Here is a 26,340-nt window from a genome sequence, read left to right as displayed (position 1 = left end):
GTAGGCATGCGCGGGATCCGGGCGCGTGGCGGTGCATGGATACTATTGTGATATATCACTGGTGTCCAGTGCCGTGCGGCAGCCGCGATCCGTCTGGGGATTGGCCGGGCGCCTGCAACAATATCGACAAGATGTTGCCGGTTTGCCGCGCGATCGTGCACTGAAGCATAATGAATCCTCATCTATCCTCCCGCGTGAGCGACGCACCAGACCATCGTCATGAGCGAAAACACGCCTTCCACTGCCGGTTCGGCCGGCACGTCTTCCGCTTCTTACCGCTCCGTCCACCCGACACCGGCGCATCCGCCGTCCGGCGCCGCGAGCGACGCGTCTGCCGGCGCGGCCGCGCAGGCGTCCGCGACGCAGGATGTCGCGGACGCGGGCGCTTCTCCCGTTACCGAGGGGTCCGAACCGGGCGCGCCGGGCACGGCCGCCGCGCCCGGCGCAGCGACGCACGAGCGCAAGCCGGGCTCGCCGCCGCCGGGATTCGGCGCACCGCCCGATTTCGACACGCCTCGGCCGCCGCCCGCGGGCGCGCCGATCGCGCCGCCGGCCTACCTGAAACAGAGCGACACGCCGTGGTCGGTGTTCGGCCGGATCATCGCGGCGCGTGCGCGCCGCCTGTTCGATCGGGCCGGCCAGCGCATCACGCAGCGCACGCTGCGCATCGGCGTATCCGCGCGTATCTTCCACCCGGAGCCCGGCGCGAAGGGGCTGCGCGGCAAGACACTGCAGTACCTCGAGGAATCGATCGCGCACTGGGTGATGTCGCGCGACGTGCTGGTGTTCATGATTCCGACGGTCGGTCACCAGGGCATGCTGCACCCGAGCAACATCCGCCTGCGCGACTATGCGAAACATCTCGACGGCCTGCTGCTGCAGGGGGGCGCCGATGTGTCGCCGCAGACCTACGCCGCATCGGACGCCCATCCCGAATGGCCGGGCGACCGCGTGCGCGACATGTACGAGCTCGAGCTGCTGCACGAATTCGTCGAATCCGGCAAGCCGGTGCTCGGCGTGTGCCGCGGCTGCCAGTTGATCAACGTCGCGTTCGGCGGGTCGCTGTACCAGGACATCGCGACCGACGTGCCGACCGCCAACGCGCACGTGAGCGAGCATTACGACCAACATCGCCACGCGATCCGCTTCCCCGACAGCTCGACGCTCGCGAGCATGTTTCCGGGGCGCAGCGAGGCGATCGTCAATTCGATCCATCATCAGGCGATCCGCGACCTGGGCCGCGACCTGAACATCGAGGCCGTGTCGGCCGGCGACGGGATCATCGAGGGCATCCGCTACCGACGCGCACCGTTCGTCGTCGGCGTGCAGTGGCACCCCGAATTCCATCGCGCGGGCGGCGCCGAACTGCTCGACTGCACGCCGCTGCTCGACGCGTTCCTGCGTGCCGCGCGCGAGACCCGCCTGTAAGACTGTCGAACTTTGTGGCGGCGGCCGCATCCCGACTGAATTCGAGATGCGGCCCTGGCGTTTTGAACGATAATCGCGACTTTCCGATTCATCCGCCGGAGTCTGACGTTGGCCTTCCGAGATATTTCCCCTGTCCGATGCGCAACGTGGGTCGTTGCGATTGCCGCGTGCGCGCACGCCGCGGCGGCGTGGTCCGCCGACGATACGGCACCCGTCGCGGGCACGCGTCCGGCCGTGACGAGCCTGAGCGGCGATGCCGCGCCCGGCGCGAGCGGCGCCGCACAGGGCAACGTCGCCGAACTGACGCAGATGCTGCGTGACGGCAAGGTCGTCGAAATGCGCACGACCTACAACGGCAGCTACGGCGCGAGCCTGATGTTCGATCCGCGGGAAATGACGTACTACGTCGCGCTGTTCCAGGACAAGCATCTGTGGCGTGTGCTCAAGTCGCAGGACAAGAGCCGCGCGGATATGGTGTATGCGAACTTCGTGCAGCAGACGGTGCAGTTGTCGGACATCGAAATCCGCCGGACCGAATTGCAGGCGCAGAAGGCGTTTCTCGAGCGTGTGATCGCGCTGTCGTCGAGCCGCGCGCAGCAGCTGCAGGCCGACCTGAGCGTCGCGCGCAGCCAGCAGGCCGAGGTCGCGCAGCGGCAGAAGTCGGCGCAGGAGCAGGCGCACGCGCTGCAGATCGAGAAGCGCGCCGCGCAGGCGCAACTGCGCGAGTTGCAGCAGCAGGTGCAACAACTCGAACGACAGACCGAATCGGGGTTGCCGACGCACAAGTGACGGCGCGCACGACGCTCTGACCGACACACGACAAAGCCCGGCGAAGCGGATCTTCGCCGGGCTTTTTGCTGGGCGCGCGTCAGCGCGTGAACGCGTCCGGCGAGTCGGTCAGGCGTCGATGAGACAGCCGGGATGTCCAGTCGAAGCTGGCGTCGGGCGATGCCGACGGCGTGGCAGCGGGCTGTTCGGCGCGCAATGCGCGCGCCATCGCGATCAGCGTACGCGAATCGTCGAGTGCCTCGGGCGCGGGTGCCGGGACTGCAGAGAGACGCGGCACGGCACGCTGCAATTGCGGCATTGGTCGGACGTGGGCAGCCACGCGCGCCGCGGTGGGCACGGACCTCGCGGTCACGTATTGCGGCGGCATCGCACGAGCGCCCGTCGCGCGCGGCTGCGGCGCGGTGGCGGGCCGTTGCGCGTGGCGTGTCGGAACCGGGCGCGTGGGCGCGGGAGGTTGCGGGGCGACCACGATCGGGGGCGATGGCCGGGCCGCGATGGCGGTCGGTGTACGTGACGCAGCGGCCGGCTGCAAGGCCGGCGTGGCAACGTGCGCCACCGGTTGCGCTGGCTGCTGGACGATAACCGCGCCCGATCGCGCGAAGTGCAACGACGCGTCGGTGCCCGATTGGGGCGCGTGTGCCGCGACGAGCCAGCCGATGATGCCAAGGGCGCCGACGGTCCAGCACGCAGCAAGCATCGCGCGTCTCGATCCGCCGGCGGAGGCCGCGTGGGGAAGGGGCAATGCGGGCCCGGGTGCGGGCGGGCGTTGCAGCCGTAACGGCAGCCAGTTGCACGCGCGATGCGGGAACGTGACGTCGATGCACGAGGTGACGATCCGGGCGACGGGGGCATTGTCGGCATGTGCGTCCGACGCACCGCGAAATGTCCATTCGCGACCGAACGGGATACCGTCGAGCGGCGTGAATCGGGGGCGGGCGATTTCGCCTTCGACGGGAACGAGCGACGATGGATTCATGGCAGCGAGGCGCGGCATGGAAAGCCAGGATGCGGCCGGCGCCGGAGCAAATTCTTAATCCGAAATTGTGGGCGCTGGCAGGTTGGCCGTCGATCAGACGAATTCGATTTTTGGGGTCTGCTTTTTGACGACGGGACGTGATGCGCACCGCCGGATTTTCGCTCGCGTACAGCCGAACGACGACGATCGGCGGCTTCATGCCCGCGATCTCGACGCGCCTGATCCATCAAACGGACAACGAGGCAACGCTGGGGCGGTGGCGCTCCGGCGCGGCGCTGTGCGGGCTGATCGCGACGTTCATGCCGTATCGCACGCCGGCGGCGTGCGGTCAGTACAAGTCGGCCTGCGGCCGGCGCGCCGGTGCCGCGTCGGCGCTCAGGCGGCGCGCAGCGCGGCGGCGACTTCCTCGACGACCTCGCGCCATTGCCCCGGCGCGGGCTGGCGCACGAGCCGGGCTTGCGGATACCACGGGCAGTCGGGGCCCGAGAACCAGCGCCAGTCGGCCGCGAACGGCAGCATCAGCCACAGTGGCTTGCCGAGCGCGCCCGCAAGGTGCGCGACCCCCGTGTCGATCGACACGACGCCGTCGAGCCGCTCGATCAGCGCCGCCGTGTCGGCGAAGTCGGTCAGCCGGCCGCCGAACGGGTGCACGCGCGGATGCGCGTCGAGGCTCGCGCGCTCGTCGTCGTCGATGTCCGGTTGCAGCACGATCCAGTCGACGTCGGGCAGCGCGAACAGCGGCTCGAGCGCGGAAAGCGGTATCGCGCGGTTGTCCTGCGCGAGGCGCCGGCCGGACCAGACGATCGCGAACTTGCGTCTCTGCTGTCCGCCGAGCGAGCCCCGGAAGCGCCGGCGGGCGTTCTCGGGCGCATCGAGGTAGCGCGTACCGGACAAGATGTCGTCCGGCTGCAGCCCGAGCGCGAACGGCAGGCTCAGCAGCGTGCATGCGACGTCCGCGGCGGGTGCCTTCGCCGCGCCCTGCGCGACGAGCGTCACGCGCCAGCGCGCGGCGGCCGGCTCGAGCAGCGCGACGAGTTCCGGCTGCACCTCGAGCACGACGCGCGCGCAGCGCGCGCGGGCAAGCGGCACGAAGCGGACGAATTGCAGCGTGTCGCCGAAGCCCTGTTCCGCGCGGATCAGCAGCGTGCGCGACGTAATCGGCTCGCCCTGCCAGCGCGGCAGCGCGCCGAGTGGTGTCGCGCCCGGCGTGGCGTGACGCGCCTCGTACGCGGGCAGTCCGCGGGTGAAATCGCCGAGCGTCAGCAGCGTGACCGCGCGATGCAGTTGCGCAAGCGTGAGATCCGGCGCGACGCGCAGCGCCTGGTCGAATGCGCGCAGCGCCATTTCGTGCGCGCGGAGCGCGTGATGCGCATTGCCGAGGTTCAGCCACGCGAGGCCGAATGACGGATCGAGCCCGACCGCGCGCTCGTAGTAGGGCAGCGCGTCGCGGTGACGGCCCTGCGCGGACAGCGCGTTCGCGAGGCCGAACAGCGCGAGCGGAAACGGCGCATGCAGCGCGAGCGCGGCTTCGAACGCGGCGGCCGCTTCGGCGTGGCGGCCGATCGCGTCGAGCGTGTTGCCGAGGTTGAAATGCGCGGCGACGAAGCGCGGCTGCGCGGCGATCGCCGCGTTGAAATGCGCGATCGCGTCGTCGGCGCGGCCCATTGCGGCGAGCGCCATCGCGAGATTGTTGTGCGCGCCGGCATGGCCCGGCTTCAGTTCGAGCGCGCGGTGGAATGCGGCCAGCGCGTCGTCGTGGCGGCCGAGCGCGTTCAGCGCGTTGCCGAGGTTGTTGTGGATCGACGCGTCGTCCGGTGTCAGCCGGAGCGCGCGGCCGAACGCGTCGATCGCATCCTCGTGACGCTGCAGCGCCGCATACGCATTGCCGAGGTTGTAGTGTGCGAGCGGAAATTCGGGCGCGAGCGTCAGCGCATTGCGGAAGCGGTCGATCGCTTCGTCCAGGCGGCCGAGCGCCTTCAGCGCATTGCCGAGGTTGAGCTGCAGTGCGGCATCGCCCGGGCGCAGCGCGACCGCGCGGCCGACGAGGTCGGCCGCTTCGGCATGCTGGCCCTGCTGATGCCGGAGCACGCCGAACAGATGCAGCGCGTCGGCGTCGGCGGGATTGGCGTCGAGCGCGGCGCGGTAGCCGTGCTCGGCGTCGGCGAGTTGGCCCGCGCGGTGCGCGGCATACGCTCGGTCGAATGCGGATTCCATGACGCGAAAACTGGCGGAAAACGCGTATTTTCCCACACCCGTCCGGGCGGCCCCGCTCGGCCGTCCGGCATATGGTCCCGTCAGGCGGAGCGGCGTAGACTTGCAGGGTCGCGTGTCATCGAGGTTCTCATGGTCGACGAACTGCTCGATATCCCACCCGTGCTGATCGTCGGCGCGGGGCCGACTGGCCTGGCCGCCGCGATGAGCCTTGCCCGCGCGCGGGTGCCGGTGCGCATCATCGACATGGCCGGCGCGCCCGTGCCGTATTCGCGCGCGATCGGCATCCAGGCGCGCACGCTCGAACTGCTGGAGCAGCATCGCGTGGTCGAGCCGTTCCTCGCGAACGGGCATCGCGCACACGCGGCAGCGCTGCATGCGGACGGCCGCGTGATCGCGCGGCTCGACTTCGATCCGCTGCAGACGCGCTATCCGTATCTGCTGCTGCTCGACCAGAGTGTCACGGAGCGCCTGCTTGCCGAGCATCTCGAAGGGCTCGGCGTCACCGTCGAGCGCGGCCGCACGCTCAGCGCGTGCGATGCGGGCGGCACGTCGCTCGACGTGACGATCCGCGATGCGCGCGGCGCGGAGGAGCGCTTCGCGCCGTCATACCTGATCGCCGCCGACGGCGCGCACAGCACGGTGCGCCACCTGCTCGGCGTGAGCTTTGCCGGCCGGCCGTTCGAGCAGACGTTCCTGCTCGCCGATCTCGCCGCGATTCCCGACTGGCCCGACGACGAGATTCATTTGTTCACGACGGCCGACGGCCTCGCGGGCCTGTTCCCGATGGGCGGCGGCCGCTACCGGCTGGTCGCGGACCGGCCGCGGGAAAACGGTCCGCTGCCTGACGAACGCGGGCCGACGCTCGCGCAGTGCCAGGAGATCGTGCGCGCGCGTGTGGGGACGTCGATCGTGCTGAGCGACCTCACGTGGTCGTCCTATTTCCATCTGCACAGCCGGATGGTCGAGCGCTTGCGGCTCGGCCGCGTGTTCTTCGCGGGCGATGCCGCGCACGTCCACAGCCCGGCGGGCGCGCAAGGCATGAACACGGGCATCCAGGAGGCGTTCAATCTCGGCTGGAAACTGGCGAGCGTGCTGGGGGCGGGCGCGCCGGAACGGCTGCTCGACACGTATCACGCGGAGCGTCACCCGATCGAGCGCGACGTGCTGCGGCAGACGAGTGTCCTGACGCAGATCGTCGAGGCGGACCGGGGGCCGATGAAGCTGCTGCGCGACCACGTCGTGCCGATGCTGTCGTCGTTCGGGCCGATGCGCGATGCGGTGCGGCGCACGGTCAGCGAGCTCGGGGTGCAGTACCGCAAGAGCCCGCTCACGCTCGAGCGCGTGCTCGACGGCGGCCCGCGCGCGGGCGAGCGGGCGCCCGATGCGCTCGTGCATGTGCTCGACGGGCCGCTCGGGCAGGCGCCCGGCGTCGCGCGGCTGTTCGACCTGCACGAGCCGGCCGGCTTCACGCTGCTGCTGCTCGAGGAGCCCGCGCAGCCGGGCGGGGCGGGCGATGCGCCGCCCGCTGGCGACGCGGCGCATGTGCTCGTGGAATCGCTCGAGCGGATCATGCCGGGCGCGGTGCGGGTGTGGCGCGTTACCGATGCCGAAGGCGACGGCGCGGCGGGGCTGGCGGACGTCTACGGCCGCTCGCGTCCGTCGTTCTATCTGCTGCGGCCTGACGGCTACATCGCCGCGCGCGGCCGGCTCGCGTCCGACGCGAACGCGCTGCTGCGCCACTGCGAAGGCTGGTTTGCCGGGGTGTCGTTGCCGGCATAGCAGCAACGTCTGCGGCAACGGCAGCGCGGGGCGGTCAGGCAGGCGCGGCGGCGGGCGTCAGCGTGTCGCGGTAGCGCGCGATCGCGTCGCGCACGATCGGGTCGGCACGCTGTGCCGCGTCGCCGGCCGGGTCGTCGAGCGCCGCGAGCAGCGCGCGGCGCATCCGCGGTTCCCAGAAGCGCCGGATATGGTCGGCGATGCCGGCCAGCGCTTCGTCGCGATCGGGCATCGACGCGAAGAACGCGCCGATCTGGTTGGCCATGTCGATCAGGTGCACGGTGTCCATGGCGTCCTCACTTGCCCGTCGTCACGGTCGCGGCCGGTGCCGCGCGGCGCTCGAGCAGGTCGAGCTGCTCGGCGTTGAAGCGCGCGTACGCGCGCTGCCAGTCGGACGGCTGCGCGACCGGCATCACCTGCACCGCCGTCACCTTGTACTCGGGGCAGTTCGTCGCCCAGTCCGAGCTGTCGGTGGTGATCACGTTCGCGCCCGACTCGGGGAAGTGGAACGTCGTGTACACGACGCCCGGCTGCATGCGCTCGGTCACGAGCGCGCGCAGGACGGTCTGCCCGGCGCGCGATTCGATGCCGACCCAGTCGTCGCTGCGGATCCCGCGGTCCTGCGCGTCGTGCGGATGGATTTCGAGGCGATCCTCCTCGTGCCACCGGACGTTCTCGGTGCGGCGCGTCTGCGCGCCGACGTTGTACTGCGACAGGATGCGGCCCGTCGTCAGGATCAGCGGATAGCGCTGCGTGACCTTCTCCGGCGTCGGGATGAACTGCGTGATCACGAACCTGCCCTTGCCGCGCACGAAGGCATCGATGTGCATCGTCGGCGTGCCTTCCGGCGCGGCGTCGTTGCATGGCCACTGGATGCTGCCGAGCGCGTCGAGCTTCGCGTACGACACGCCGGTGAAGGTCGGCGTGAGCCGCGCGATCTCGTCCATGATGTCCGACGGATGCGCGTAGTCCATCTCGTAGCCGAGCGCGCGCGCGAGCATCAGCGTCACTTCCCAGTCGGCATGGCCGGCGAGCGGCGGCATCACCTTGCGCACGCGCGAGATGCGGCGCTCCGCGTTCGTGAACGTGCCGTCCTTCTCGAGGAACGACGAGCCGGGCAGGAATACGTGCGCGTACTTCGCCGTCTCGTTCAGGAAGATGTCCTGCACGACGATGCATTCCATCGACGACAGCGCGGCCGCGACATGCTGCGTGTTCGGGTCCGACTGCACGATGTCCTCGCCCTGGCAGTACAGCCCCTTGAAGCTGCCGTCGAGCGCCGCGTCGAACATGTTCGGGATGCGCAGGCCCGGCTCGGGCTGCAGCTTCGCGTGCCACGCGTCCTCGAACAGCGCACGCACGCTCGCGTCGCCGATATGCCGGTAGCCGGGCAGCTCGTGCGGGAAGGAGCCCATGTCGCACGAACCCTGCACGTTGTTCTGGCCGCGCAGCGGATTCACGCCGACGCCTTCGCGGCCGATGTTGCCGGTCGCCATCGCGAGGTTCGCGATGCCCATCACCATCGTCGAGCCTTGCGCATGTTCGGTCACGCCGAGGCCGTAGTAGATCGCCGCGTTGCCGCCCGTTGCATACAGGCGCGCGGCCGCGCGCACCTGCTCGGCCGGCACGCCGGTCACGTCGGCGGTGGCTTCCGGCGAATTCTCGGCGCGTGAGACGAACTCGCGCCATTGCTCGAACGCGCGCGTCTCGCAGCGTTCGGCGACGAACGCTTCGTTTACGAGCCCTTCGGTGACGATTACGTGCGCGAGCGCATTGACCATCGCGACGTTGGTGCCGGGGCGCAGCTGCAGGTGATGCGACGCCTTCACGTGCGGGCCGTCGACGACGTCGATGCGGCGCGGGTCGACCACGACCAGCTTCGCGCCTTCGCGCACGCGGCGTTTCAGCCGCGAGCCGAACACCGGGTGGCCGTCGGTCGGGTTCGCGCCGATCACGACGATCACGTCGGCCTTGCCGACCGACGCGAAGGTCTGCGTGCCGGCCGATTCGCCGAGCGTGGTCTTCAGGCCATAGCCGGTCGGCGAATGGCACACGCGCGCGCAGGTGTCGACGTTGTTGTTGCCGAACGCCGCGCGCACGAGCTTCTGCACGAGATAGGTTTCCTCGTTCGTGCAGCGCGACGACGTGATGCCGCCGATCGAATCGCGGCCGTATTTCGCCTGCAGCTTGCGGAACTGCGTCGCCGCGTAGGTGATCGCTTCTTCCCAGCTCACCTCGCGCCACGGATCGGTGATCCGGTCGCGGATCATCGGCTTCGTGATGCGGTCCTTGTGCGTCGCGTAGCCCCACGCGAAGCGGCCCTTCACGCACGCGTGGCCTTCGTTCGCGAGCCCGTTCTTGTACGGCGTCATGCGCACGACCTGATTGCCCTTCATCTCCGCCTTGAATGCGCAGCCGACGCCGCAGTACGCACAGGTCGTCACGACCGAGTGCTCGGCCTGGCCGAGCTGCACGACCGATTTCTCCTGCAGGGTCGCGGTCGGGCATGCGGCGACGCACGCGCCGCACGACACGCATTCGGAATCCATGAACGACTCGCTCTCGCCGGCGGCGACGCGCGATTCGAAGCCGCGTGCGGCGATCGTCAGCGCGAACGTGCCTTGTGTTTCCTCGCATGCGCGCACGCAGCGGTTGCAGACGATGCACTTCGACGGGTCGTACGTGAAATACGGATTCGACTCGTCCTTTTGGTCGCGCAGGTGATTCGCGCCGTCGAAGCCGTAGCGCACCTCGCGCAGCCCGACCACGCCCGCCATGTCCTGCAGTTCGCAGTCGCCGTTGGCGGGGCAGGTCAGGCAGTCGAGCGGGTGGTCGGAGATGTACAGCTCCATCACGTTGCGGCGCAGCGCCTGCAGCCGGTCGGATTGCGTACGCACCTTCATGCCCGCTTCGGCGGGCGTCGTGCACGACGCCGGGTAGCCGCGCCGGCCTTCGATCTCGACGAGGCACAGGCGGCACGAGCCGAACGGTTCGAGCGAATCGGTCGCGCAGAGCTTCGGCACGTTGACGCCGGCTTCGATCGCCGCGCGCATGACCGATGTGCCGGCCGGCACCGTCACCGGCTGGCCGTCGATCTCCAGCGTGACGTCGATGTCGGCATGGCGCTGCGGCGTGCCGTAGTCGGTGTCGTCGAACGGATCGCGCGCGCGCGCCTGCGCGGCGCTCTTGCACGCGCATTGGCCCGAGCCGCAGCCGCCTTGGCGGACGTTGTTCGTGTCGAGGGACATGTGGGGCTCCTTCGTGGTCAGGCCGCAGCCTTGGCCGGGCCCGGCGCGGCGTCCTGGCCGGCGGCGAGACCGAAATCTTCGGGGAAGTGATCGAGCGCGGACAGCACCGGATACGGCGTCATCCCGCCCATTGCGCAGAGCGAGCCGGCGAGCATCGTGTCGCACAGGTCGCGCAGCAGCGTGACCTGTCGTTCCGACGTGTCGCCCCGGCGGATGCGCGCGATCGTCTCGACGCCGCGCGTGGAGCCGATCCGGCACGGCGTGCATTTGCCGCACGATTCGATCGCGCAGAATTTCATCGCGTATTCGGCGAGCTCGGCGAGGTTCGACGTGTCGTCGTGCAGCACGATGCCGCCGTGGCCGACCACTGCGCCGATCGCCGCGTAAGCCTCGTAGTCGAGCGGCACGTCCCACTGATGCTCGGGCAGGTAGGTGCCGAGCGGGCCGCCGACCTGTGCGGCGCGCGCGGGCCGGCCGGACGCGGTGCCGCCGCCGAAGTCGAACAGCAGCTCGCGCAGCGTGACGCCGAACGCGAGTTCGACGAGGCCGCCATGCCGGATGTTGCCGGCGAGCTGGAACGGCAGCGTGCCGCGCGAGCGGCCCATGCCGAAGTCGCGGTAGAACGCGGCGCCGCGCGCGAAGATCACCGGCGCGGTCGCCAGCGTGATCACGTTGTTGATGACGGTCGGCTGGCCGAACAGCCCAGACAGCGCCGGCAGCGGCGGCTTCGCGCGCACGACGCCGCGCTTGCCCTCGAGCGATTCGAGCAGCGCGGTTTCCTCGCCGCATACGTACGAGCCCGCGCCTTTCGCGACATGCAGCTCGAACGCGTGCGCGGAGCCGAGCACGCTCGCGCCGAGCCAGCCGGCGTCGCGCGCCCGCGCGATCGCCGCCTCGAGCGTCGCGATCGCATGCGGATACTCGCTGCGCACGTAGATGTAGCCGATCGTCGCGCCGGTCGTGATGCCCGCGATGATCATCCCTTCGATCAGGCAGTACGGGTCGCATTCCATGATCAGGCGGTCGGAGAACGTGCCCGAGTCGCCTTCGTCCGCGTTGCAGACGATGTACTTCTGCGTTGCGCTCGCGTGCCGCACCGTGCGCCACTTGATGCCGGCCGGGAACGCCGCGCCGCCGCGTCCGCGCAGGCCCGATTCGATCAGCGCGTCGCATGCGGCGTCGCCGTCGAGCGCGAGTGCGCGCTTCAGGCCGGCGAGGCCGTCATGCTGCAGGTAGTCGTCGATCGACAGCGGGTCGGTCAGGCCGATGCGCGCGAACGTGAGGCGCTGCTGGCGGGCGAGATACGGCAGCGCGTCGACGAGGCCGACGCCGCTCGGGTGCGCGCCGCCTTCGAGCCAGCCGGCATCGAACAGCGCGGGCACGTCGGCGGCCGACAGGTTCGCGTAGCCGACGCGGCCGGCCGCCGTGCCGACTTCGACGAGCGGTTCGAGCCACAGCAGGCCGCGCGTGCCGTTGCGAACGAGTTCGATCGCGGCGCCGCGCCGTTCGGCTTCCGCGACGATCGCGGCGGCGAGCGCGTCGGCGCCGAGCGCGAGCGCGGACGAATCGCGCGGGACGTAGATGCGGGTCGTCATGCGGCCTCCCCGGTATGAGCGACGGCGTCGGCCAGCAGCGCGTCGAATTTCTCCGGCGTGACCTTCGCGTGCAGCACGCCGTTGACCGTCATCGACGGCGACTGCGCGCAGAGCCCCAGGCAGTAGACCGATTCGAGCGCGACGGCGTCCGGCGCATCAGCGTGCGGTGCGTCGCCGTGCGCCGCATCGAACGTACAGCCGGTGCGCGCCTGCGCATGGGCCGCGAGCGCTTCGCAGCCCATGCTGCGGCACGCTTCGGCGCGGCACATCTGGATCGTCACGCGCGCCGGCGGTGCGGTGCGAAAGTGGTGGTAATAGGTGAGGACGCCGTGCACTTCGGCACGCGACAGGTTCAGCGCTTTCGCGAGCGGCGCGACGCAACCGGCGGGCACGTAGCCCGCGTCGTCCTGGATCGCGTGCAGGATCGCGACGAGCGACCGGCCGGCGCGCGCGTGACGCTCGACGAGCGCATCGGGCGCATGGGAATTCGGGGACATCTGCTATGCTCCTCCAAAGTCTCATATGTGCTGGCAATTCATATACAGCACATGCAGACTTCGTTCTGATGGATTTTGGCCAACGATAAGCGGAACTCTGGATGGTCGCAATAGGAAGTCCGGGTGCATAAATGATTCGAGTCGAATGCGACGCGCATTTGATCGTGCGCGACAGCCAGGGGCGCACGGCGAGCCTGTCGGACGTGGTGCCGCTGCTCGAGCTGGTTGCCGAGACGGGCAGCATCGCGCAGGCGGCGCAGGCCAAGGGGCTGTCGTACCGGCATGCATGGGGCGTGCTGCGCGCGCTCGAGGCCTGCGTCGGCGGGGCGTTGATCGAGACCGCGCGGGGCAAGGGATCGACGCTGTCGGAGCTGGGGCGGGCGGTGGTCGACGCGCAGCGCCTTGCGCGCAGCCGGCTCGACGGGAACCTGCGCGCGCTGGCGGCTGAAGTCGCCAGCGACCTGAACCGGCGGCTCGCGCAGCGCGACGGGGCCGTGCGGATCCACGCGTCGCACGGTTATGCGGTCGCGGCGCTCGTTTCCGCGCTGGTCGATGCGCATGCGGCGGTCGACATCAAGTATCGCGAGAGCGTCGAGGCCGTGAAGGCGCTTGCGCGCGGCGAGTGCGAACTGGCGGGGTTTCATCTGCCGCGCGGCGCGTTTCGCGAGCAATGCGCTCAGATCTACCGGCCCTGGCTCGACGACACGCGCCATGTGCTGATTCACCTGACCCGGCGCAAGCAAGGGCTGTTCGTGCCGCGCGGCAATCCGAAACAGGTGCGCGGCCTGTCCGACCTCGCGCGCGACGACATCCGCTTCGTCAATCGCCAGCCGGGCTCGGGCACGCGCATGCTGCTCGATCTCGCGCTTCGACGAATCGGCGTCGATCCCGAGCGCATCAACGGCTACGCGTCGGCCGAGCTGACCCACTCGGCGATCGCGGCGTTCGTCGCGAGCGGCATGGCGGATCTCGGCTTCGGTGTCGAGCCGGCCGCGCATCATTTCGGGCTCGATTTCATCCCGGTGATCGACGAGGATTACTACTTTGCGTGCGAACGTGCGCGGCTCGACGAGCGGCCGCTCGCCGGTGTCCTGGCGCTGCTGCGCGACGCGCGCTATGTCGAGCGGGTCGCGCATCTCGACGGCTACGATCCGGCGGCGTGCGGCACGCTGACGAGCGTCGCCGCGGGGCTCGCCGGCGCGGACGTGTAGCGCTCGCGCGGCGGTCACGCACGGCAATTGCGCCAGGCGCGAGCCCCGCTGCAGCAGCGGGGGATTTGCGCTACGCTTTCCGCTTGATCAACGTTCCAACAAGCACGCCGGCAAGGCGTCGTCCCGCCATGAAACTTTCCGTTCCCCTTTCCGCGGCAGCGTTGACCGCGGGCCTTCTGATTGCCGTTTCGCCGTTCGCGCTTGCGCAGAATTCGCCCGGCGTGCCCGGCGGCATCCTAAATGAACAGTTCCGCCTGAACGAACATCCGCAGATGCCGTTCGCGGCGTCGGCGCCGTCGAAGAAATATCAGAGCGGCAAGAAGTCCGCGCTGCGCCGCAAGGCGGACCTGGGCGACCCGAACGGCTGCAACCTGAAGTGCCCGATGGACAGCGAATGAAGCCAGGGTGACGGCGTCCGGGCGGTGCCAAAGCGGTATCGCGCCCGGACGGACCGACACGCCTCATGCATTGCGAGCCCCGCGAAGCACGCCGCTTCGCGGGGCTCGCGCGTTTCTGCGCGTGCCGTCAGCCAGTGACGCGGATGACGATCCGGCGCTTATGTAGTGGTTAACCCGCATTCTGGAAGTATGTCTTCCCGAAACCTGCCTTATTCTTAAGCAGCTGCCTACATAAACTTCAGTTGTCGGCGATGAACAAGGTGTTCATCGCGAAAAACGGACAAATCTGGAGGTAGGTCATCATGAAGTCGCTCGTTCAAGTCGCCGTTGTTGCTGCCGCTCTCGTTGCCCCGGTCGTGTCGTTCGCCCAGCCGGGTTCGCAGATCACCCGCGCCCAGGTGCGCGCCGAACTGATCCAGCTCGAACAGGCCGGTTACAACCCGGCGCGCGGGGAAGATCCGCACTATCCGGACTCGATCCAGGCCGCGACGGCGCGTGTTGCAGAGCAGCAGCGCAATGCAGTCGCGCAGGCGCAGGGTGTGGATGCCAGCGGTTACGGCGCGCAAGCGCAGGGCGCATCGGCATCGGGTTCGCGCGCGGCAATCGTGCGTCCGGCCAGTGACGAAGAAATGAAGTCGCTGTATCGCGGCAGCTAAGCTGCGCGTCGCCGGGCATGCCGGACGGTGCGCCGGGTGCGACGATCGGTCGCGTCGCGCCGCGCGACGCCGATGGGCCCGGCATCCGTTACCTCCTGTCGCCGGGGTTCCGGCGGCATTCCGCCTGGCCCGTCGCGGCTAGGCGCTTTTTCCCGAAGGAGGGCGGCAGCGTGCGCAGCAGACGGCGTTTCGCCGGCAACAAAAAACCCCGCAGACGATTGTCGTGCGGGGTTCGTGCGTCGGAACGCGAATTTGGTGGAGGCGGCGGGAATCGAACCCGCGTCCAGAAGCGCTCCACGACCAGTTCTACATGTTTAGTTCTGTCATTTGATTTAACCGCAGCGACGCGGACGAACACGCTGCACTACGGCGATTCGCTAGATTTTCGACCCTGGCGTCGCGACGCCGACAGGGCTTAACTGACGTATATGACCTCTGTCGGTATTGCTACCGGTCTTGCGACACTAGCCCGTCAGTGAACTAGGCAGAGGACGGCGGCCCTTAGGCTGCCAGTGCGAACGTATCGTCGTTTGCAGTTACGTTTTTCCCATTGATTAACGAGGTGACGGGTCCTCGACATGCCCTAGCCGCTTCACAACCCCTGTCGAAACCAGGTCGCCCCCGCGGATAAGATTGACCATTATAGCCCAACATCGCGCAGCAGCTCGCGCAATTGCAAGGTCGTCTCGACGAGATGCTGTGCTTGCCAGTCCACCGGCGCGGCGCCGTCGCCGCAATAGCCGTATGCGGCCGCGATCGTTGCCATACCTGCGGCGCTGCCGGCCTGGATATCGCGCAGATCATCGCCGACATAGACGATGCGTTCCGGCGCGAGCGTCAGTTGCCCGGCCGCGTGCAGCAGCGGGGCAGGGTGCGGCTTCGGGTGCGGCGTTGTGTCGCCCCCGACGACGCACGCGGCGCGCGGGCCGAGACCGAGCAGGCCGACGAGCGGTTCGGTCAGGTGCATCGCCTTGTTCGTGACGATCCCCCAGCGCACGCCGCGCGCGTCGAGTTCGTCGAGCAGCGTATCGATGCCCGGGAACAGCGTCGTGTGCACGCAGAGATCCGTCGCGTAGTTCGTCAGGAACTCGTCGCGCATCGCATCATAGTCGGGCGACTGCGGATGGATGCCGAACGCGCCGCCGAGCAGGCCGCGCGCACCGGCGGACGCCAGCGGCCGCAGCGTGTCGAGCGGCGTCTCTGGCAGCCCGCGCACGCGCTGCATCTTGTTGACGGCGGCCGCCAGATCCGGCGCCGTATCGGCGAGCGTGCCGTCGAGATCGAACAGCACCGCGTCGCAGCGTTGCAGCGGCTGTTCGTCGAGCGTGGCCTGCGTGGGCGAAAGGGGAGTCGTCATGCCGGTCGAATGGTGATCACGCGCCGCGACGGCACGCGACGAGATAGTTGATGTCGGTGTCGTTCGACAGCGCAAAGCGCTTGCCGAGCGGGTGATACGTGATGCCCTTGATCTCCGCGATGTGCAGATCCGTCGCGCGCACGAAGCCGGCCAGTTCCGACGGGCGGATGAAGCGCGCGTAATCGTGCGTGCCCTTCGGCAGCAGCTGTGCGATGTACTCGGCGCCGATCACCGCGAACAGGTAGGACTTCAGGTTGCGGTTCAGCGTGGAGAAGAACACCCAGCCGCCCGGCTTGACGAGCGTCGCGCAGGCCTCGACCACCTTGGCCGGCGACGGCACGTGCTCGAGCATTTCCATGCACGTGACCACGTCGTAGGTGCCGGGTTCGCGCGCCGCGATCGCCTCGGCCGCGATCGCCTCGTAGTCGACCGTCACGCCGCTTTCGAGGCTGTGCAGGTCGGCGACACCGAGCGCTTCGGTGGACAGGTCGATGCCCTTCACCTGCGCGCCGAGGCTCGCCATCGACTCGGACAGGATGCCGCCGCCGCAGCCGATATCGAGTACGCGCTTGCCGGCCAGGTGGGCATGCGCATCGATCCAGCCGAGACGGACCGGGTTCAGGTCGTGCAGCGGCTTGAATTCGGCATTCGGATCCCACCACCGATGGGCGAGGTCGCTGAATTTCTGGAGTTCGTGCGGATCGGCGTTGGTCATGTCGGCAAACGGGCTACGGGAGGAGGGCGACGCATGGCTGCATCAAGCCCCGAGTATATAAGCGGGCGCACGGCGAAGCCAGCGAGCGCCGGAGCGGGCATCAATGAAAAAGCCCCGCCGAGGCGGGGCTTCGAAGCAGGCGAGAGCCGTGGCTTACTGCGCCGGAACGGTCGTCTTCTGCACTTCTTGCGTACCGACCACTTCGACTTCCACGCGGCGGTCCGGTGCGAGGCAGGCGATCAGTTGCTTGCGGTTCTTCTGGTTGCAGCCGGTCGTGACCGGGTTGCGCTTGCCCTTGCCTTCCGTGTAGATCTTGTTGGCCGGGATGCCCTTGCTGACCAGGTACGACTTGACAGCTTGCGCACGGCGCAGCGACAGACGGTCGTTGTACTTGTCCGAGCCGATACGGTCGGTGTAGCCCGTTGCGACGACCACTTCCGTGTTCATGCCCTGGATCTTGCCAGCCAGATCGTCCAGCTTCTGCTTGCCCAGCGGCTTCAGCGTTGCCTTGTCGAAGTCGAACAGTGCGTCGGCTTGGTACGTGATCTTCTGGCTCGAGATTGCCGGAGCAACCGGTGCGACCGGTGCCGGTGCCGGAGCCTGGGCGACCAGTGCGCCATCGCACTTTGCGTTGGCGGTGGCCGGCGTCCAGAATGCATCGCGCCAGCAAAGCTCGTTCGTGCCGTTCATCCAGACGTATTCGCCGGTACCATTCACCCAGTTGTCATTCACGGCTTGTCGCGACGCCGGCACCGACTGTGCCGATGCGGATGCAGCCATAACTGCGGTAGCTGCAATGAACGCGAGCTTTGAAAGTTTATTCATATTTCTCCTCTCGAAATTGAGATTACCGCAGGTTTACTGCGAGCCTGTTGACGGTGACAAGTCATACATTGCTCGAAGTATAACATTGGTGCGGCACAAAAAACGCGGCGCCGCTCTGTGTAGACTTCGAGCAGCGTCTAACTTTCAGTGCGTTGGCATTTTGCCATATCGTTCCCTTCCCACGAAAAAAAATCCTCCCCACCCTAACATCGCCTATCCGTTTGTGGCGCATGCGCAACACCGACCTGCCGTAACTTTTAGAGATTGTCAAGCGTGCACACGCAAAATTGCGCGGGAAGACAGGAATGTTTACACGCGGGCGTGAGACGGCGGCGCGCGGCGCTCGCCGGCGGCGAAGGGAGCGCCGGCCGCGCCGCGACTTTTGCCCTTCTTATATAGAGGGGGCGCCGAATTGGCGCGAGAAGGGCGCATGTTAGAATCTCGCGTTGCGTTGCTGATGCAGCGCCCACGCGAAAGGCGTTTCCGTCTTCGCCCCGAATAGATACGGATACATGGATCAATTCGCCAAAGAGACCCTGCCCACCTCCCTCGAGGAGGAAATGCGCCGTTCGTATCTCGATTACGCGATGAGCGTAATCGTCGGACGTGCCCTCCCGGATGTCCGCGATGGCCTGAAGCCCGTGCACCGGCGCGTCCTGTTCGCGATGCACGAACTGAACAACGACTGGAACCGCGCGTACAAGAAGTCGGCGCGTATCGTCGGCGACGTGATCGGTAAATACCACCCTCACGGCGATAGCGCGGTCTACGAGACGATCGTGCGGATGGCGCAGGATTTCTCGCTGCGCTACATGCTGGTCGACGGGCAAGGCAACTTCGGCTCGATCGACGGCGACAATGCCGCCGCGATGCGTTACACCGAAATTCGCATGGCGAAGATCGGTCACGAGCTGCTCGCCGACATCGACAAGGAAACCGTCGACTTCGGCCCGAACTACGACGGCAGCGAGATGCAGCCGCTGATCCTACCGGCGCGGATTCCGAACCTGCTGATCAACGGCTCGTCGGGCATCGCGGTCGGCATGGCGACCAACATCCCGCCGCACAACCTGAACGAAGTCGTCGACGCTTGTCAGCACCTGCTGAACAACCCGGAAGCGACGATCGACGAACTGATCGAGATCATCCCGGCGCCCGACTTCCCGACGGCCGGCATCATCTACGGCGTCGCCGGCGTGCGCGACGGCTACCGGACGGGCCGCGGCCGCGTCGTGATGCGCGCGGCCACGCACTTCGAGGAGATCGACCGCGGCCAGCGCATGGCGATCATCGTCGACGAGCTGCCGTACCAGGTGAACAAGCGTTCGCTGCTCGAACGCATCGCCGAACTCGTCAACGAGAAGAAGCTCGAGGGCATCTCCGACATCCGCGACGAGTCCGACAAGAGCGGCATGCGCGTCGTGATCGAGCTGAAGCGCGGTGAAGTGCCGGAAGTGGTGCTGAACAACCTGTACAAGGCGACCCAGCTCCAGGACACCTTCGGCATGAACATGGTCGCGCTCGTCGACGGCCAGCCGAAGCTGCTCAACCTGAAGGAAATCCTCCAGTGCTTCCTCGCGCACCGCCGCGAAGTGCTGACGCGCCGGACGATCTACGAACTGCGCAAGGCGCGCGAACGCGGCCATGTGCTCGAAGGCCTCGCGGTCGCGCTCGCGAACATCGACGACTTCATCGCGATCATCAAGGCCGCGCCGACGCCGCCGATCGCGAAACAGGAGCTGATGGCGAAGTCGTGGGATTCGTCGCTGGTGCGCGAGATGCTCACCCGCGCCGAAACCGAGAATGGCGCGGCGGGCGGGCGCGACGCGTACCGTCCGGAAGGGCTGAACCCTGCGTTCGGCATGCAGGGCGACGGCCTGTACCGTCTGTCCGACACGCAGGCCCAGGAAATCCTGCAGATGCGCCTGCAGCGCCTGACCGGCCTCGAGCAGGACAAGATCATCGGCGAATACCGCGACGTGATGGCGCAGATCGCTGACCTGCTGGATATCCTGGCCCGCCCCGAACGGATCACCTCGATGATCGGCGAGGAGCTGACGTCGGTGAAGGCCGAGTTCGGCGACGCGCGCCGCTCGAAGATCGAGCTGAACGCGACCGAGCTGAACACCGAAGACCTGATCACGCCGCAGGACATGGTCGTCACGATGTCCCATTCCGGCTACGTGAAGTCGCAGCCGCTGTCCGAATACCGCGCGCAGAAGCGCGGCGGCCGTGGCAAGCAAGCGACGCAGATGAAGGAAGACGACTGGATCGAGACACTGTTCATCGCGAACACGCACGACTATATGTTGTGCTTCTCGAACCGCGGCCGCGTGTACTGGATCAAGGTCTACGAAGTGCCGCAGGGTTCGCGCAACTCGCGCGGCCGCCCGATCGTCAACATGTTCCCGCTGCAGGACGGCGAGAAGATCAACGTCGTGCTGCCGGTCAAGGAATTCTCGGCCGACAAGTTCGTGTTCATGGCGACGTCGCTCGGCACCGTGAAGAAGACCCCGCTCGAGGCGTTCAGCCGCCCGATGAAGAAGGGCATCATCGCGGTCGGCCTCGACGACGGCGATTTCCTGATCGGCGCGTCGATCACCGACGGCGCGCACGACGTGATGCTGTTCTCCGACGCGGGCAAGGCGGTGCGTTTCGACGAGAACGACGTGCGCCCGATGGGCCGCGAGGCGCGCGGCGTGCGCGGCATGCAGCTCGAGGACGGGCAGCAGGTCATCGCGATGCTGGTCGCGGGCAGCGAGGAGCAGTCGGTGCTCACCGCAACCGAGAACGGCTACGGCAAGCGCACCCCGATCACCGAGTACACGCGTCACGGCCGCGGCACGAAGGGCATGATCGCGATCCAGACGTCCGAGCGCAACGGCAAGGTGGTCGCCGCGACGCTCGTCGATGCCGAGGATCAGATCATGCTGATCACGACGGCCGGCGTCCTGATTCGCACGCGTGTTTCCGAGATTCGCGAAATGGGGCGCGCCACGCAAGGTGTTACACTCATCAGCCTCGACGAGGGTACCAAGCTCTCCGGCCTGCAGCAGATCGCGGAAGCCGAAGAGGGCGACGGCGAGGCCGACGAGGCGTCGGACGGCGAAGCCTGACCAAGGATGTGACTCTCGAGCGGCCCCAGGCAGGCGCGCCACGTAAAAGGCGCGCCGCGTGAGGCGAAGTACTTATTCATATTTCCAAGAAGGGAGTGATGATGCAAAAGCAATTCAAGCAACTGGTCCTGCTGGCTGCCCTGGTGCCGACGTTCGCAATGGCGCAAGCGCTGTCGAACCCCGCACCGGCTCCGGCGGCAGCTGCGCCGATCGACGCCGACAAGAAGGCGGCGATCAAGGATCTGCTCGATGCGATCGACGCGCCGAAGCTCGTGTCGGCAATCGGCAACAGCGCCGAAATGCAGGCGAAGCAGCTGGTTCCGGCGATCCTGTCGGACGCGCTGTCGGAAAACAAGACGCTGAACGACAAGCAGAAGCAGGCTGCGGTCCCGACGCTGCAGAAGAACGCAGTGCCGAAGCTGGTCGACGGCGCGGGCAAGGTGTTCGCGACGCAGGCGTTCAGCAGCGATGCGATGCAGGCTCAGTATGACGCCTACGCGAAGTACTACAGCACGTCGGAAATCAAGGATCTGACGACGTTCTACAAGAGCCCGACGGGCCGCAAGTTCATCCAGGTGCAGGATCAGGTTGGCCGCGACGTGGTCAACGGCCTGATGCAGAAGTACATGCCGCAAGCGATCCAGGCAACGCGCGCCCAGGCCGACAAGGAAGTCGCGGCGGTCAAGCCGGGCAAGTAAGCCGTCTCGGCCCGCCCCTGGCCGTGCGGCCGGGTTTGGCGACAGCCTGACGACAGTGCGATAATGGCCGTTTGCGCGCGAGCGCAAGCGGCCATTTCTTTTCTGGCGCGGCTCATTTGCAACTGACTTGCCGGCGGCTAGCCGGCCGCGTTCCCTCCCGAGGTTTTCACGATGCGCGTCTTTAATTTCTCCGCTGGTCCCGCGGCAATGCCGGAAGAAGTGCTGCGGCAAGCCGCCGACGAGATGCTCGACTGGCATGGCAGCGGCATGAGCGTGATGGAGATGAGCCATCGCGGCAAGGAATTCACGTCGATCCACGAAACGGCGCTCGCCGACCTGCGCGAGCTGCTCGACGTGCCGGCGAGCCACCGGATCCTGTTCCTGCAGGGCGGCGGCATCGGGGAGAATGCGATCGTGCCGATGAACCTGCTGGGCACGCGCAAGACGGCCGATTTCGTCGTGACGGGCTCGTGGTCGCAGAAGTCGTTCAACGAGGCGAAGAAGTACGGCACGCCGCACCTGGCCGCGACGGGCAAGACCGACGCCGGCTACACGCGTGCGCCGGCCCGCGCGGAATGGCAGCTGTCGGACGATCCGGCTTACGTGCACCTGTGCACGAACGAGACGATCGACGGCGTCGAGACGTTCGAGATCCCCGATCTCGGCAACGTGCCGCTCGTCGCGGATGTCTCGTCGCACATCCTGTCGCGCCCGATGGACGTCGCGAAGTACGGCGTCATGTTCGGCGGCGCGCAGAAGAACATCGGGATGGCAGGCGTCACGCTCGTGATCGTCCGCGAGGACCTGCTCGACCGCGCGCTGTCGATCTGCCCGTCGGCGTTCGACTGGAAGACGGTCGCCGAGAACAACTCGCTGTACAACACGCCGCCCACCTACGCGATCTACATCGCCGGCCTCGTGTTCCAGTGGCTGAAGCGGCAGGGCGGCCTGCAGGCGATCGAGGCCCGCAACATCGAAAAGGCGAAGCTGCTTTACGACACGATCGATGCAAGCAGCTTCTATCTGAACAAGGTCGAGCCGGCGGTGCGTTCGCGGATGAACGTGCCCTTTTTCCTGGCCGACGAAACGCGCAACGAAGACTTCCTTGCCGGCGCAAAGGCGCGCGGGCTGCTGCAGCTGAAGGGCCACAAGTCCGTCGGCGGTATGCGGGCGTCGATCTACAACGCGGTGCCGCTCGAGGGCGTGAAGGCGCTCGTCGAGTACATGAAGGATTTCGAGCAGCACCGCGCCTGACGGCGGCGGCGCTGGTCAACAGCACGGCAACTACGCATGGACGACGAACTGAATTCCCGCCTGAAACCGCTGCGCGACCGCATCGATGCGATCGACGCGCAGCTGATCGAGCTCCTGAACCAGCGCGCCGCGGTGGCGCTCGAGGTAGGCGAGGTCAAGAAGCATTTCAACGCGCCGGTATTCCGGCCGGAACGCGAGCTGCAGGTGATCGCGCGCCTGCAGGACATGAGCGCGGGCCCGCTCGCGAGCGACCACATCAGCGCGATCTGGCGCGAGATCATGGCCGCGAGCCGCGCGCTCGAACAGACGATCCACGTCGCGTTCCTCGGGCCGGTCGGCACGTATACCGAACAGGCGATGTTCGAGTATTTCGGCCAGTCGATCGAAGGGCTGCCGTGCCCGTCGATCGACGAGGTGTTCCGCTCGGTCGAGGCGGGCGCCACGGCGTTCGGCGTTGCGCCGGTCGAGAATTCGACCGAAGGCGCGGTGTCGCGCACGCTCGACCTGCTGCTGCAGACGCAACTGCTGATCAGCGGCGAACTCGCGCTGCCGATTCACCACAACCTCCTCACGCAGGGCGGCACGCTGGATGGCGTGAAGCGCGTGTGTGCGCACGCGCAGGCGCTCGCGCAGTGCCAGCAATGGCTGTCGGCGAATGCGCCGCAGCTCGAGCGGCAGGCGGTCGCGAGCAATGCGGAAGCTGCGCGCCTCGCCGCGGCCGATCCGACGGTCGCGGCCATTGCCGGCGACCGCGCGGCCGCGCACTACGGCCTGCAGATCGCGTTCGCGCTGATCCAGGACGATCCGCACAACCGCACCCGCTTCGTGATCGTCGGCAAGCATCCGGCGGGGCCGACCGGCAACGACCAGACGTCGCTGATCGTGTCGGTGAAGAACGAGCCGGGCGCGGTGTTCAAGCTGCTCGAGCCGCTCGCGCGGCACGGCGTGTCGATGACGCGCTTCGAGTCGCGTCCGGCGCGCGTCGGCACGTGGGAGTATTACTTCTACATCGACATCGAAGGGCACCGGGACGACGCATCGGTTGCGGCCGCACTGACGGAACTCGGCAAGAAGGCCGCGTTCCTGAAGGTTCTCGGCTCGTATCCGCGCGCGCGCTGACGCGGCCCGTGCGGCCTGCGCCGGCATGGCGCGGGTCGTGCCGAAGCAGGCGAGGCAGGCTGGTGGCGCTGCCGAAGGCGGGGCGGGCGGCGTCCGGCGCGGTGTGTGCGCGCCGGTTGTCGGCCCACCCGGAATCTGGACCCCGCGTGGCGCGGCACCGCCGCTACGCGTAACTTGGCTCTTGTCGTGTCAGGCTTTGCATTCAACAAACTGGTCATCTTCGGCGTCGGCCTGATCGGCGGATCGCTGGCCCGCGCGCTGCGCGAGCGCGCGCCGGGCGACGCGGGCGAGATCGTCGGCGTCGGACGTTCTGCTGCGTCGGTCGCGCGGGCGCTGGCGCTCGGCGTGATCGATCGCGCCGCGGCGCTCGACGACGACGCGCAATTGCGCGACGCGCTCGCGGGCGCCGATCTGGTGCTGCTGGCCGCGCCGGTCGCGCAGACGGGCCCGCTGCTCGCGCGCATCGCGCCGTGGCTCGACGGCGCGACGATCGTCACCGATGCGGGCAGCACCAAGTCGGACGTCATCGCGACCGCGCGCGACGCGCTCGGCGCGCGCATCGCGCAGTTCGTGCCCGGCCATCCGATCGCCGGGCGCGAGTCGAGCGGCGTCGAGGCCGCGCTGCCGGACCTGTACGTCGGCCGCAATGTCGTGCTGTGCCCGCTGCCCGACAATCCGGCGGCGTCGGTCGCGCGAATCGATGCGATGTGGCGCGCGACGGGCGCCGACGTGCGGACGATGAGCGCTGCGCAGCACGACCGCGTGTTCGCGTCGGTGAGCCATCTGCCGCACCTGCTGTCGTTCGCGCTCGTCGAGCAGATTCTCGGCGAGGCGGACGCGGAACTGAAATTCTCGTACGCGGCGGGCGGATTCCGCGATTTCACGCGGATTGCCGCGTCGAGCCCGGAAATGTGGCGGGACATCTGCGTCGCGAACCGCGCCGCGTTGCTCGACGAGCTCGACGGCTACACGCGCGTGCTTGCGCGGCTGCGGGCCGCGATCGACGCCGGCGACGGCGCGGCGCTCGAGGCCGTGTTCGCGCGGTCGCGCGATGCGCGTTCGGCGTGGCAGGAGCGCGGCGGCAAGCCCGCATCCGGCGAGCCGGTTTCCGGGCAGCCGGCCCACACGATCAGGAAATAACAGGAAGCCCTCATGGAACATCTCGATCTCGGCCCGTACTCCAGCGCGTCGGGCACCGTGCGTCTGCCCGGCTCGAAGAGCATCTCGAACCGCGTGCTGCTTCTCGCGGCGCTCGCCGAAGGCGAAACGACCATTACCAACCTGCTCGACTCCGACGACACGCGCGTGATGCTCGACGCGCTCGGCAAGCTCGGCGTGAAGCTCGCGCGCGACGGCGACACCTGCGTCGTCACCGGCACGCGCGGCGCGTTCACCGCGAAAACGGCCGACCTGTTCCTCGGCAACGCGGGCACCGCGGTGCGGCCGCTCACGGCGGCGCTCGCGGTGAACGGCGGCGACTATCGCGTGCACGGCGTGCCGCGCATGCACGAGCGGCCGATCGGCGATCTCGTCGACGGGCTGCGGCAGATCGGCGCGCAGATCGACTACGAGCAGAACGACGGCTTTCCGCCGCTGCGCATCAAGCCGGCGTCGATCACGGTCGACGCGCCGATCAGCGTGCGCGGCGACGTGTCGAGCCAGTTCCTGACCGCGCTCCTGATGACGCTGCCGCTCGTGAAGGCGAAGGACGGCCGGATCGTCGTCGAGGTCGATGGCGAGCTGATCTCGAAGCCGTACATCGAGATCACGATCAAGCTGATGGCGCGCTTCGGCGTGATCGTCGAGCGCGAAGGCTGGCAGCGCTTCATCGTGCCGGCCGGGGTCCGCTACAAATCGCCGGGGCAGATCATGGTCGAGGGCGATGCGTCGTCGGCGTCGTATTTCCTCGCGGCCGGCGCGCTCGGCGGCGGGCCGCTGCGCGTCGAGGGCGTGGGGCGCGCGAGCATCCAGGGCGACGTCGGCTTCGCGAACGCGCTGATGCAGATGGGCGCGAACGTGACGATGGGCGACGACTGGATCGAAGTGCGCGGCATCGGCCACGACCACGGCAAGCTCGAGCCGATCGACATGGACTTCAACCTGATTCCCGATGCGGCGATGACGATCGCGGTCGCGGCGCTATTCGCCGACGGCCCGAGCACGCTGCGCAACATCGCAAGCTGGCGCGTGAAGGAAACCGACCGCATCGCGGCGATGGCGACCGAACTGCGCAAGGTCGGCGCGAGCGTCGAGGAGGGGCCGGACTATCTCGTCGTCACGCCGCCGGCGCGATTGACGCCGAACGCCGCGATCGATACCTACGACGATCACCGGATGGCGATGTGCTTCTCGCTCGTGAGCCTCGGCGGCGTGCCGGTGCGCATCAACGACCCGAAATGCGTCGGCAAGACGTTCCCCGACTATTTCGACCGCTTCACCGCGCTCGCGAAGGCCTGACCCCGTATTTT

The 26,340-nt window shown here is 67.9% G+C and carries 21 protein-coding genes, 1 other RNA gene and 1 pseudogene; 13 read left to right on the top strand and 10 right to left on the bottom strand.

Going from position 1 to position 26,340, the window contains the following annotated elements; genetic code table 11:
- Positions 1 to 219 precede the first annotated feature (219 nt).
- Both ABFO07_RS14505 and ABFO07_RS14500 read left to right on the top strand, forming a co-directional pair.
- Positions 220 to 1,428 carry a gamma-glutamyl-gamma-aminobutyrate hydrolase family protein gene (locus ABFO07_RS14505; RefSeq protein ID WP_059563397.1) on the top strand — a complete coding sequence of 403 codons (1,209 nt, stop codon included), beginning with the start codon at positions 220 to 222 and terminating at the stop codon, positions 1,426 to 1,428.
- Positions 1,429 to 1,536: 108 nt separating this feature from the next.
- Positions 1,537 to 2,217, top strand: a complete 681-nt coding sequence (locus tag ABFO07_RS14500) for a DUF2968 domain-containing protein (RefSeq protein ID WP_347467714.1) — start codon at positions 1,537 to 1,539, stop codon at positions 2,215 to 2,217.
- Between the two features lie 79 nt (positions 2,218 to 2,296).
- Here ABFO07_RS14500 and ABFO07_RS14495 read toward each other — a convergent pair whose 3' ends face one another.
- Positions 2,297 to 3,193: a hypothetical protein gene (locus tag ABFO07_RS14495; RefSeq protein WP_347467713.1), complete on the bottom strand. Its 897-nt coding sequence runs from the start codon at positions 3,191 to 3,193 to the stop codon at positions 2,297 to 2,299.
- Between the two features lie 140 nt (positions 3,194 to 3,333).
- On the opposite strand from ABFO07_RS14495, the pseudogene ABFO07_RS14490 reads away from it, so the two are divergent.
- Positions 3,334 to 3,537: pseudogene (locus ABFO07_RS14490) on the top strand (MFS transporter); the annotation flags it as partial.
- 31 nt (positions 3,538 to 3,568) lie between these two features.
- On the opposite strand, the gene ABFO07_RS14485 reads toward ABFO07_RS14490, so the two are convergent.
- Positions 3,569 to 5,443 (bottom strand): tetratricopeptide repeat protein, encoded by a 1,875-nt coding sequence (locus tag ABFO07_RS14485; RefSeq protein WP_230961605.1) that lies wholly within the window; start codon positions 5,441 to 5,443, stop codon positions 3,569 to 3,571.
- A 93-nt stretch (positions 5,444 to 5,536) separates the two neighbouring features.
- Between ABFO07_RS14485 and ABFO07_RS14480 the strand changes: the two genes are divergently transcribed.
- Complete coding sequence (locus ABFO07_RS14480; protein ID WP_347467711.1) at positions 5,537 to 7,186, top strand: FAD-dependent monooxygenase; 1,650 nt, start codon at positions 5,537 to 5,539, stop codon at positions 7,184 to 7,186.
- A gap of 34 nt (positions 7,187 to 7,220) precedes the next feature.
- Here ABFO07_RS14480 and ABFO07_RS14475 read toward each other — a convergent pair whose 3' ends face one another.
- The 4 genes from ABFO07_RS14475 to ABFO07_RS14460 are packed head-to-tail and all read right to left on the bottom strand — an operon-like array spanning position 7,221 to position 12,523.
- Positions 7,221 to 7,472, bottom strand: coding sequence for a formate dehydrogenase subunit delta (locus tag ABFO07_RS14475; RefSeq protein ID WP_059563402.1), 252 nt, complete (start codon positions 7,470 to 7,472; stop codon positions 7,221 to 7,223).
- Positions 7,473 to 7,479: 7 nt separating this feature from the next.
- Positions 7,480 to 10,431: a formate dehydrogenase subunit alpha gene (fdhF, locus tag ABFO07_RS14470; protein WP_059909915.1), complete on the bottom strand. Its 2,952-nt coding sequence runs from the start codon at positions 10,429 to 10,431 to the stop codon at positions 7,480 to 7,482.
- Positions 10,432 to 10,448: 17 nt separating this feature from the next.
- Positions 10,449 to 12,026 (bottom strand): formate dehydrogenase beta subunit, encoded by a 1,578-nt coding sequence (locus ABFO07_RS14465; RefSeq protein WP_347467708.1) that lies wholly within the window; start codon positions 12,024 to 12,026, stop codon positions 10,449 to 10,451.
- A complete protein-coding gene (locus ABFO07_RS14460) occupies positions 12,023 to 12,523 on the bottom strand; it encodes an NAD(P)H-dependent oxidoreductase subunit E (protein WP_059920416.1) in 501 nt (166 codons plus the stop codon). The genes ABFO07_RS14465 and ABFO07_RS14460 overlap by 4 nt, the downstream gene beginning before the upstream one ends.
- Before the next feature lie 131 nt (positions 12,524 to 12,654).
- Between ABFO07_RS14460 and ABFO07_RS14455 the strand changes: the two genes are divergently transcribed.
- From ABFO07_RS14455 to ABFO07_RS14445, 3 genes are all read left to right on the top strand, one after another.
- Positions 12,655 to 13,734, top strand: a complete 1,080-nt coding sequence (locus tag ABFO07_RS14455) for a substrate-binding domain-containing protein (RefSeq protein ID WP_059884876.1) — start codon at positions 12,655 to 12,657, stop codon at positions 13,732 to 13,734.
- A 128-nt stretch (positions 13,735 to 13,862) separates the two neighbouring features.
- Positions 13,863 to 14,132 (top strand): hypothetical protein, encoded by a 270-nt coding sequence (locus ABFO07_RS14450; RefSeq protein ID WP_059563407.1) that lies wholly within the window; start codon positions 13,863 to 13,865, stop codon positions 14,130 to 14,132.
- Between the two features lie 302 nt (positions 14,133 to 14,434).
- A complete protein-coding gene (locus tag ABFO07_RS14445) occupies positions 14,435 to 14,788 on the top strand; it encodes a DUF4148 domain-containing protein (protein WP_059993410.1) in 354 nt (117 codons plus the stop codon).
- Between the two features lie 253 nt (positions 14,789 to 15,041).
- Here the strand turns inward: ABFO07_RS14445 and ssrA are convergent.
- From ssrA to ompA, 4 genes are all read right to left on the bottom strand, one after another.
- Positions 15,042 to 15,411, bottom strand: a transfer-messenger RNA (tmRNA) gene (gene ssrA / locus ABFO07_RS14440).
- A 17-nt stretch (positions 15,412 to 15,428) separates the two neighbouring features.
- Positions 15,429 to 16,145, bottom strand: a complete 717-nt coding sequence (locus tag ABFO07_RS14435; RefSeq protein ID WP_059884871.1) for an HAD family hydrolase — start codon at positions 16,143 to 16,145, stop codon at positions 15,429 to 15,431.
- Between the two features lie 16 nt (positions 16,146 to 16,161).
- The gene (gene ubiG / locus ABFO07_RS14430) at positions 16,162 to 16,860 is read right to left on the bottom strand and encodes a bifunctional 2-polyprenyl-6-hydroxyphenol methylase/3-demethylubiquinol 3-O-methyltransferase UbiG (protein ID WP_059563415.1); all 699 of its coding nucleotides are present in this window, start codon (positions 16,858 to 16,860) and stop codon (positions 16,162 to 16,164) included.
- Between the two features lie 153 nt (positions 16,861 to 17,013).
- Positions 17,014 to 17,685: an outer membrane protein OmpA gene (gene ompA / locus ABFO07_RS14425; RefSeq protein WP_059563416.1), complete on the bottom strand. Its 672-nt coding sequence runs from the start codon at positions 17,683 to 17,685 to the stop codon at positions 17,014 to 17,016.
- 512 nt (positions 17,686 to 18,197) lie between these two features.
- Between ompA and gyrA the strand changes: the two genes are divergently transcribed.
- The 6 genes from gyrA (at position 18,198) to aroA (ending at position 26,329) form a co-directional block, all read left to right on the top strand.
- Positions 18,198 to 20,801, top strand: a complete 2,604-nt coding sequence (gene gyrA, locus ABFO07_RS14420) for a DNA gyrase subunit A (RefSeq protein WP_059802226.1) — start codon at positions 18,198 to 18,200, stop codon at positions 20,799 to 20,801.
- 101 nt (positions 20,802 to 20,902) lie between these two features.
- Complete coding sequence (locus ABFO07_RS14415) at positions 20,903 to 21,499, top strand: DUF2059 domain-containing protein (RefSeq protein WP_059802557.1); 597 nt, start codon at positions 20,903 to 20,905, stop codon at positions 21,497 to 21,499.
- Positions 21,500 to 21,670: 171 nt separating this feature from the next.
- Positions 21,671 to 22,753 (top strand): 3-phosphoserine/phosphohydroxythreonine transaminase, encoded by a 1,083-nt coding sequence (gene serC / locus ABFO07_RS14410; RefSeq protein ID WP_059802224.1) that lies wholly within the window; start codon positions 21,671 to 21,673, stop codon positions 22,751 to 22,753.
- 36 nt (positions 22,754 to 22,789) lie between these two features.
- A complete protein-coding gene (pheA, locus tag ABFO07_RS14405) occupies positions 22,790 to 23,872 on the top strand; it encodes a prephenate dehydratase (protein WP_059884869.1) in 1,083 nt (360 codons plus the stop codon).
- A gap of 186 nt (positions 23,873 to 24,058) precedes the next feature.
- Positions 24,059 to 25,012 carry a prephenate dehydrogenase gene (locus tag ABFO07_RS14400; protein ID WP_347467703.1) on the top strand — a complete coding sequence of 318 codons (954 nt, stop codon included), beginning with the start codon at positions 24,059 to 24,061 and terminating at the stop codon, positions 25,010 to 25,012.
- A gap of 12 nt (positions 25,013 to 25,024) precedes the next feature.
- A complete protein-coding gene (aroA, locus tag ABFO07_RS14395; protein ID WP_059802222.1) occupies positions 25,025 to 26,329 on the top strand; it encodes a 3-phosphoshikimate 1-carboxyvinyltransferase in 1,305 nt (434 codons plus the stop codon).
- Positions 26,330 to 26,340 lie beyond the last annotated feature (11 nt).

Source organism: Burkholderia stagnalis, assembly GCF_039848545.1.
GTDB lineage: Bacteria > Pseudomonadota > Gammaproteobacteria > Burkholderiales > Burkholderiaceae > Burkholderia > Burkholderia stagnalis.
The sequence above is the reverse complement of the archived record's forward strand: the minus strand, read 5'-3'. Positions and strand labels throughout refer to the sequence as shown.

Excerpts from the sequence above, each read along its gene's own strand:
- ABFO07_RS14505 (WP_059563397.1), top strand. The coding sequence starts at position 220 with ATGAGCGAAAACACGCCTTCCACTGCCGGTTCGGCCGGCACGTCTTCC.
- ABFO07_RS14495 (WP_347467713.1), bottom strand. The coding sequence starts at position 3,193 with ATGAATCCATCGTCGCTCGTTCCCGTCGAAGGCGAAATCGCCCGCCCC.
- ABFO07_RS14480 (WP_347467711.1), top strand. The coding sequence starts at position 5,537 with ATGGTCGACGAACTGCTCGATATCCCACCCGTGCTGATCGTCGGCGCG.
- ABFO07_RS14475 (WP_059563402.1), bottom strand. The coding sequence starts at position 7,472 with ATGGACACCGTGCACCTGATCGACATGGCCAACCAGATCGGCGCGTTC.
- fdhF (WP_059909915.1), bottom strand. The coding sequence starts at position 10,431 with ATGTCCCTCGACACGAACAACGTCCGCCAAGGCGGCTGCGGCTCGGGC.
- ABFO07_RS14465 (WP_347467708.1), bottom strand. The coding sequence starts at position 12,026 with ATGACGACCCGCATCTACGTCCCGCGCGATTCGTCCGCGCTCGCGCTC.
- ABFO07_RS14460 (WP_059920416.1), bottom strand. The coding sequence starts at position 12,523 with ATGTCCCCGAATTCCCATGCGCCCGATGCGCTCGTCGAGCGTCACGCG.
- ABFO07_RS14455 (WP_059884876.1), top strand. The coding sequence starts at position 12,655 with ATGATTCGAGTCGAATGCGACGCGCATTTGATCGTGCGCGACAGCCAG.
- ABFO07_RS14450 (WP_059563407.1), top strand. The coding sequence starts at position 13,863 with ATGAAACTTTCCGTTCCCCTTTCCGCGGCAGCGTTGACCGCGGGCCTT.
- ABFO07_RS14445 (WP_059993410.1), top strand. The coding sequence starts at position 14,435 with ATGAAGTCGCTCGTTCAAGTCGCCGTTGTTGCTGCCGCTCTCGTTGCC.
- ABFO07_RS14435 (WP_059884871.1), bottom strand. The coding sequence starts at position 16,145 with ATGACGACTCCCCTTTCGCCCACGCAGGCCACGCTCGACGAACAGCCG.
- ubiG (WP_059563415.1), bottom strand. The coding sequence starts at position 16,860 with ATGACCAACGCCGATCCGCACGAACTCCAGAAATTCAGCGACCTCGCC.
- ompA (WP_059563416.1), bottom strand. The coding sequence starts at position 17,685 with ATGAATAAACTTTCAAAGCTCGCGTTCATTGCAGCTACCGCAGTTATG.
- gyrA (WP_059802226.1), top strand. The coding sequence starts at position 18,198 with ATGGATCAATTCGCCAAAGAGACCCTGCCCACCTCCCTCGAGGAGGAA.
- ABFO07_RS14415 (WP_059802557.1), top strand. The coding sequence starts at position 20,903 with ATGCAAAAGCAATTCAAGCAACTGGTCCTGCTGGCTGCCCTGGTGCCG.
- serC (WP_059802224.1), top strand. The coding sequence starts at position 21,671 with ATGCGCGTCTTTAATTTCTCCGCTGGTCCCGCGGCAATGCCGGAAGAA.
- pheA (WP_059884869.1), top strand. The coding sequence starts at position 22,790 with ATGGACGACGAACTGAATTCCCGCCTGAAACCGCTGCGCGACCGCATC.
- aroA (WP_059802222.1), top strand. The coding sequence starts at position 25,025 with ATGGAACATCTCGATCTCGGCCCGTACTCCAGCGCGTCGGGCACCGTG.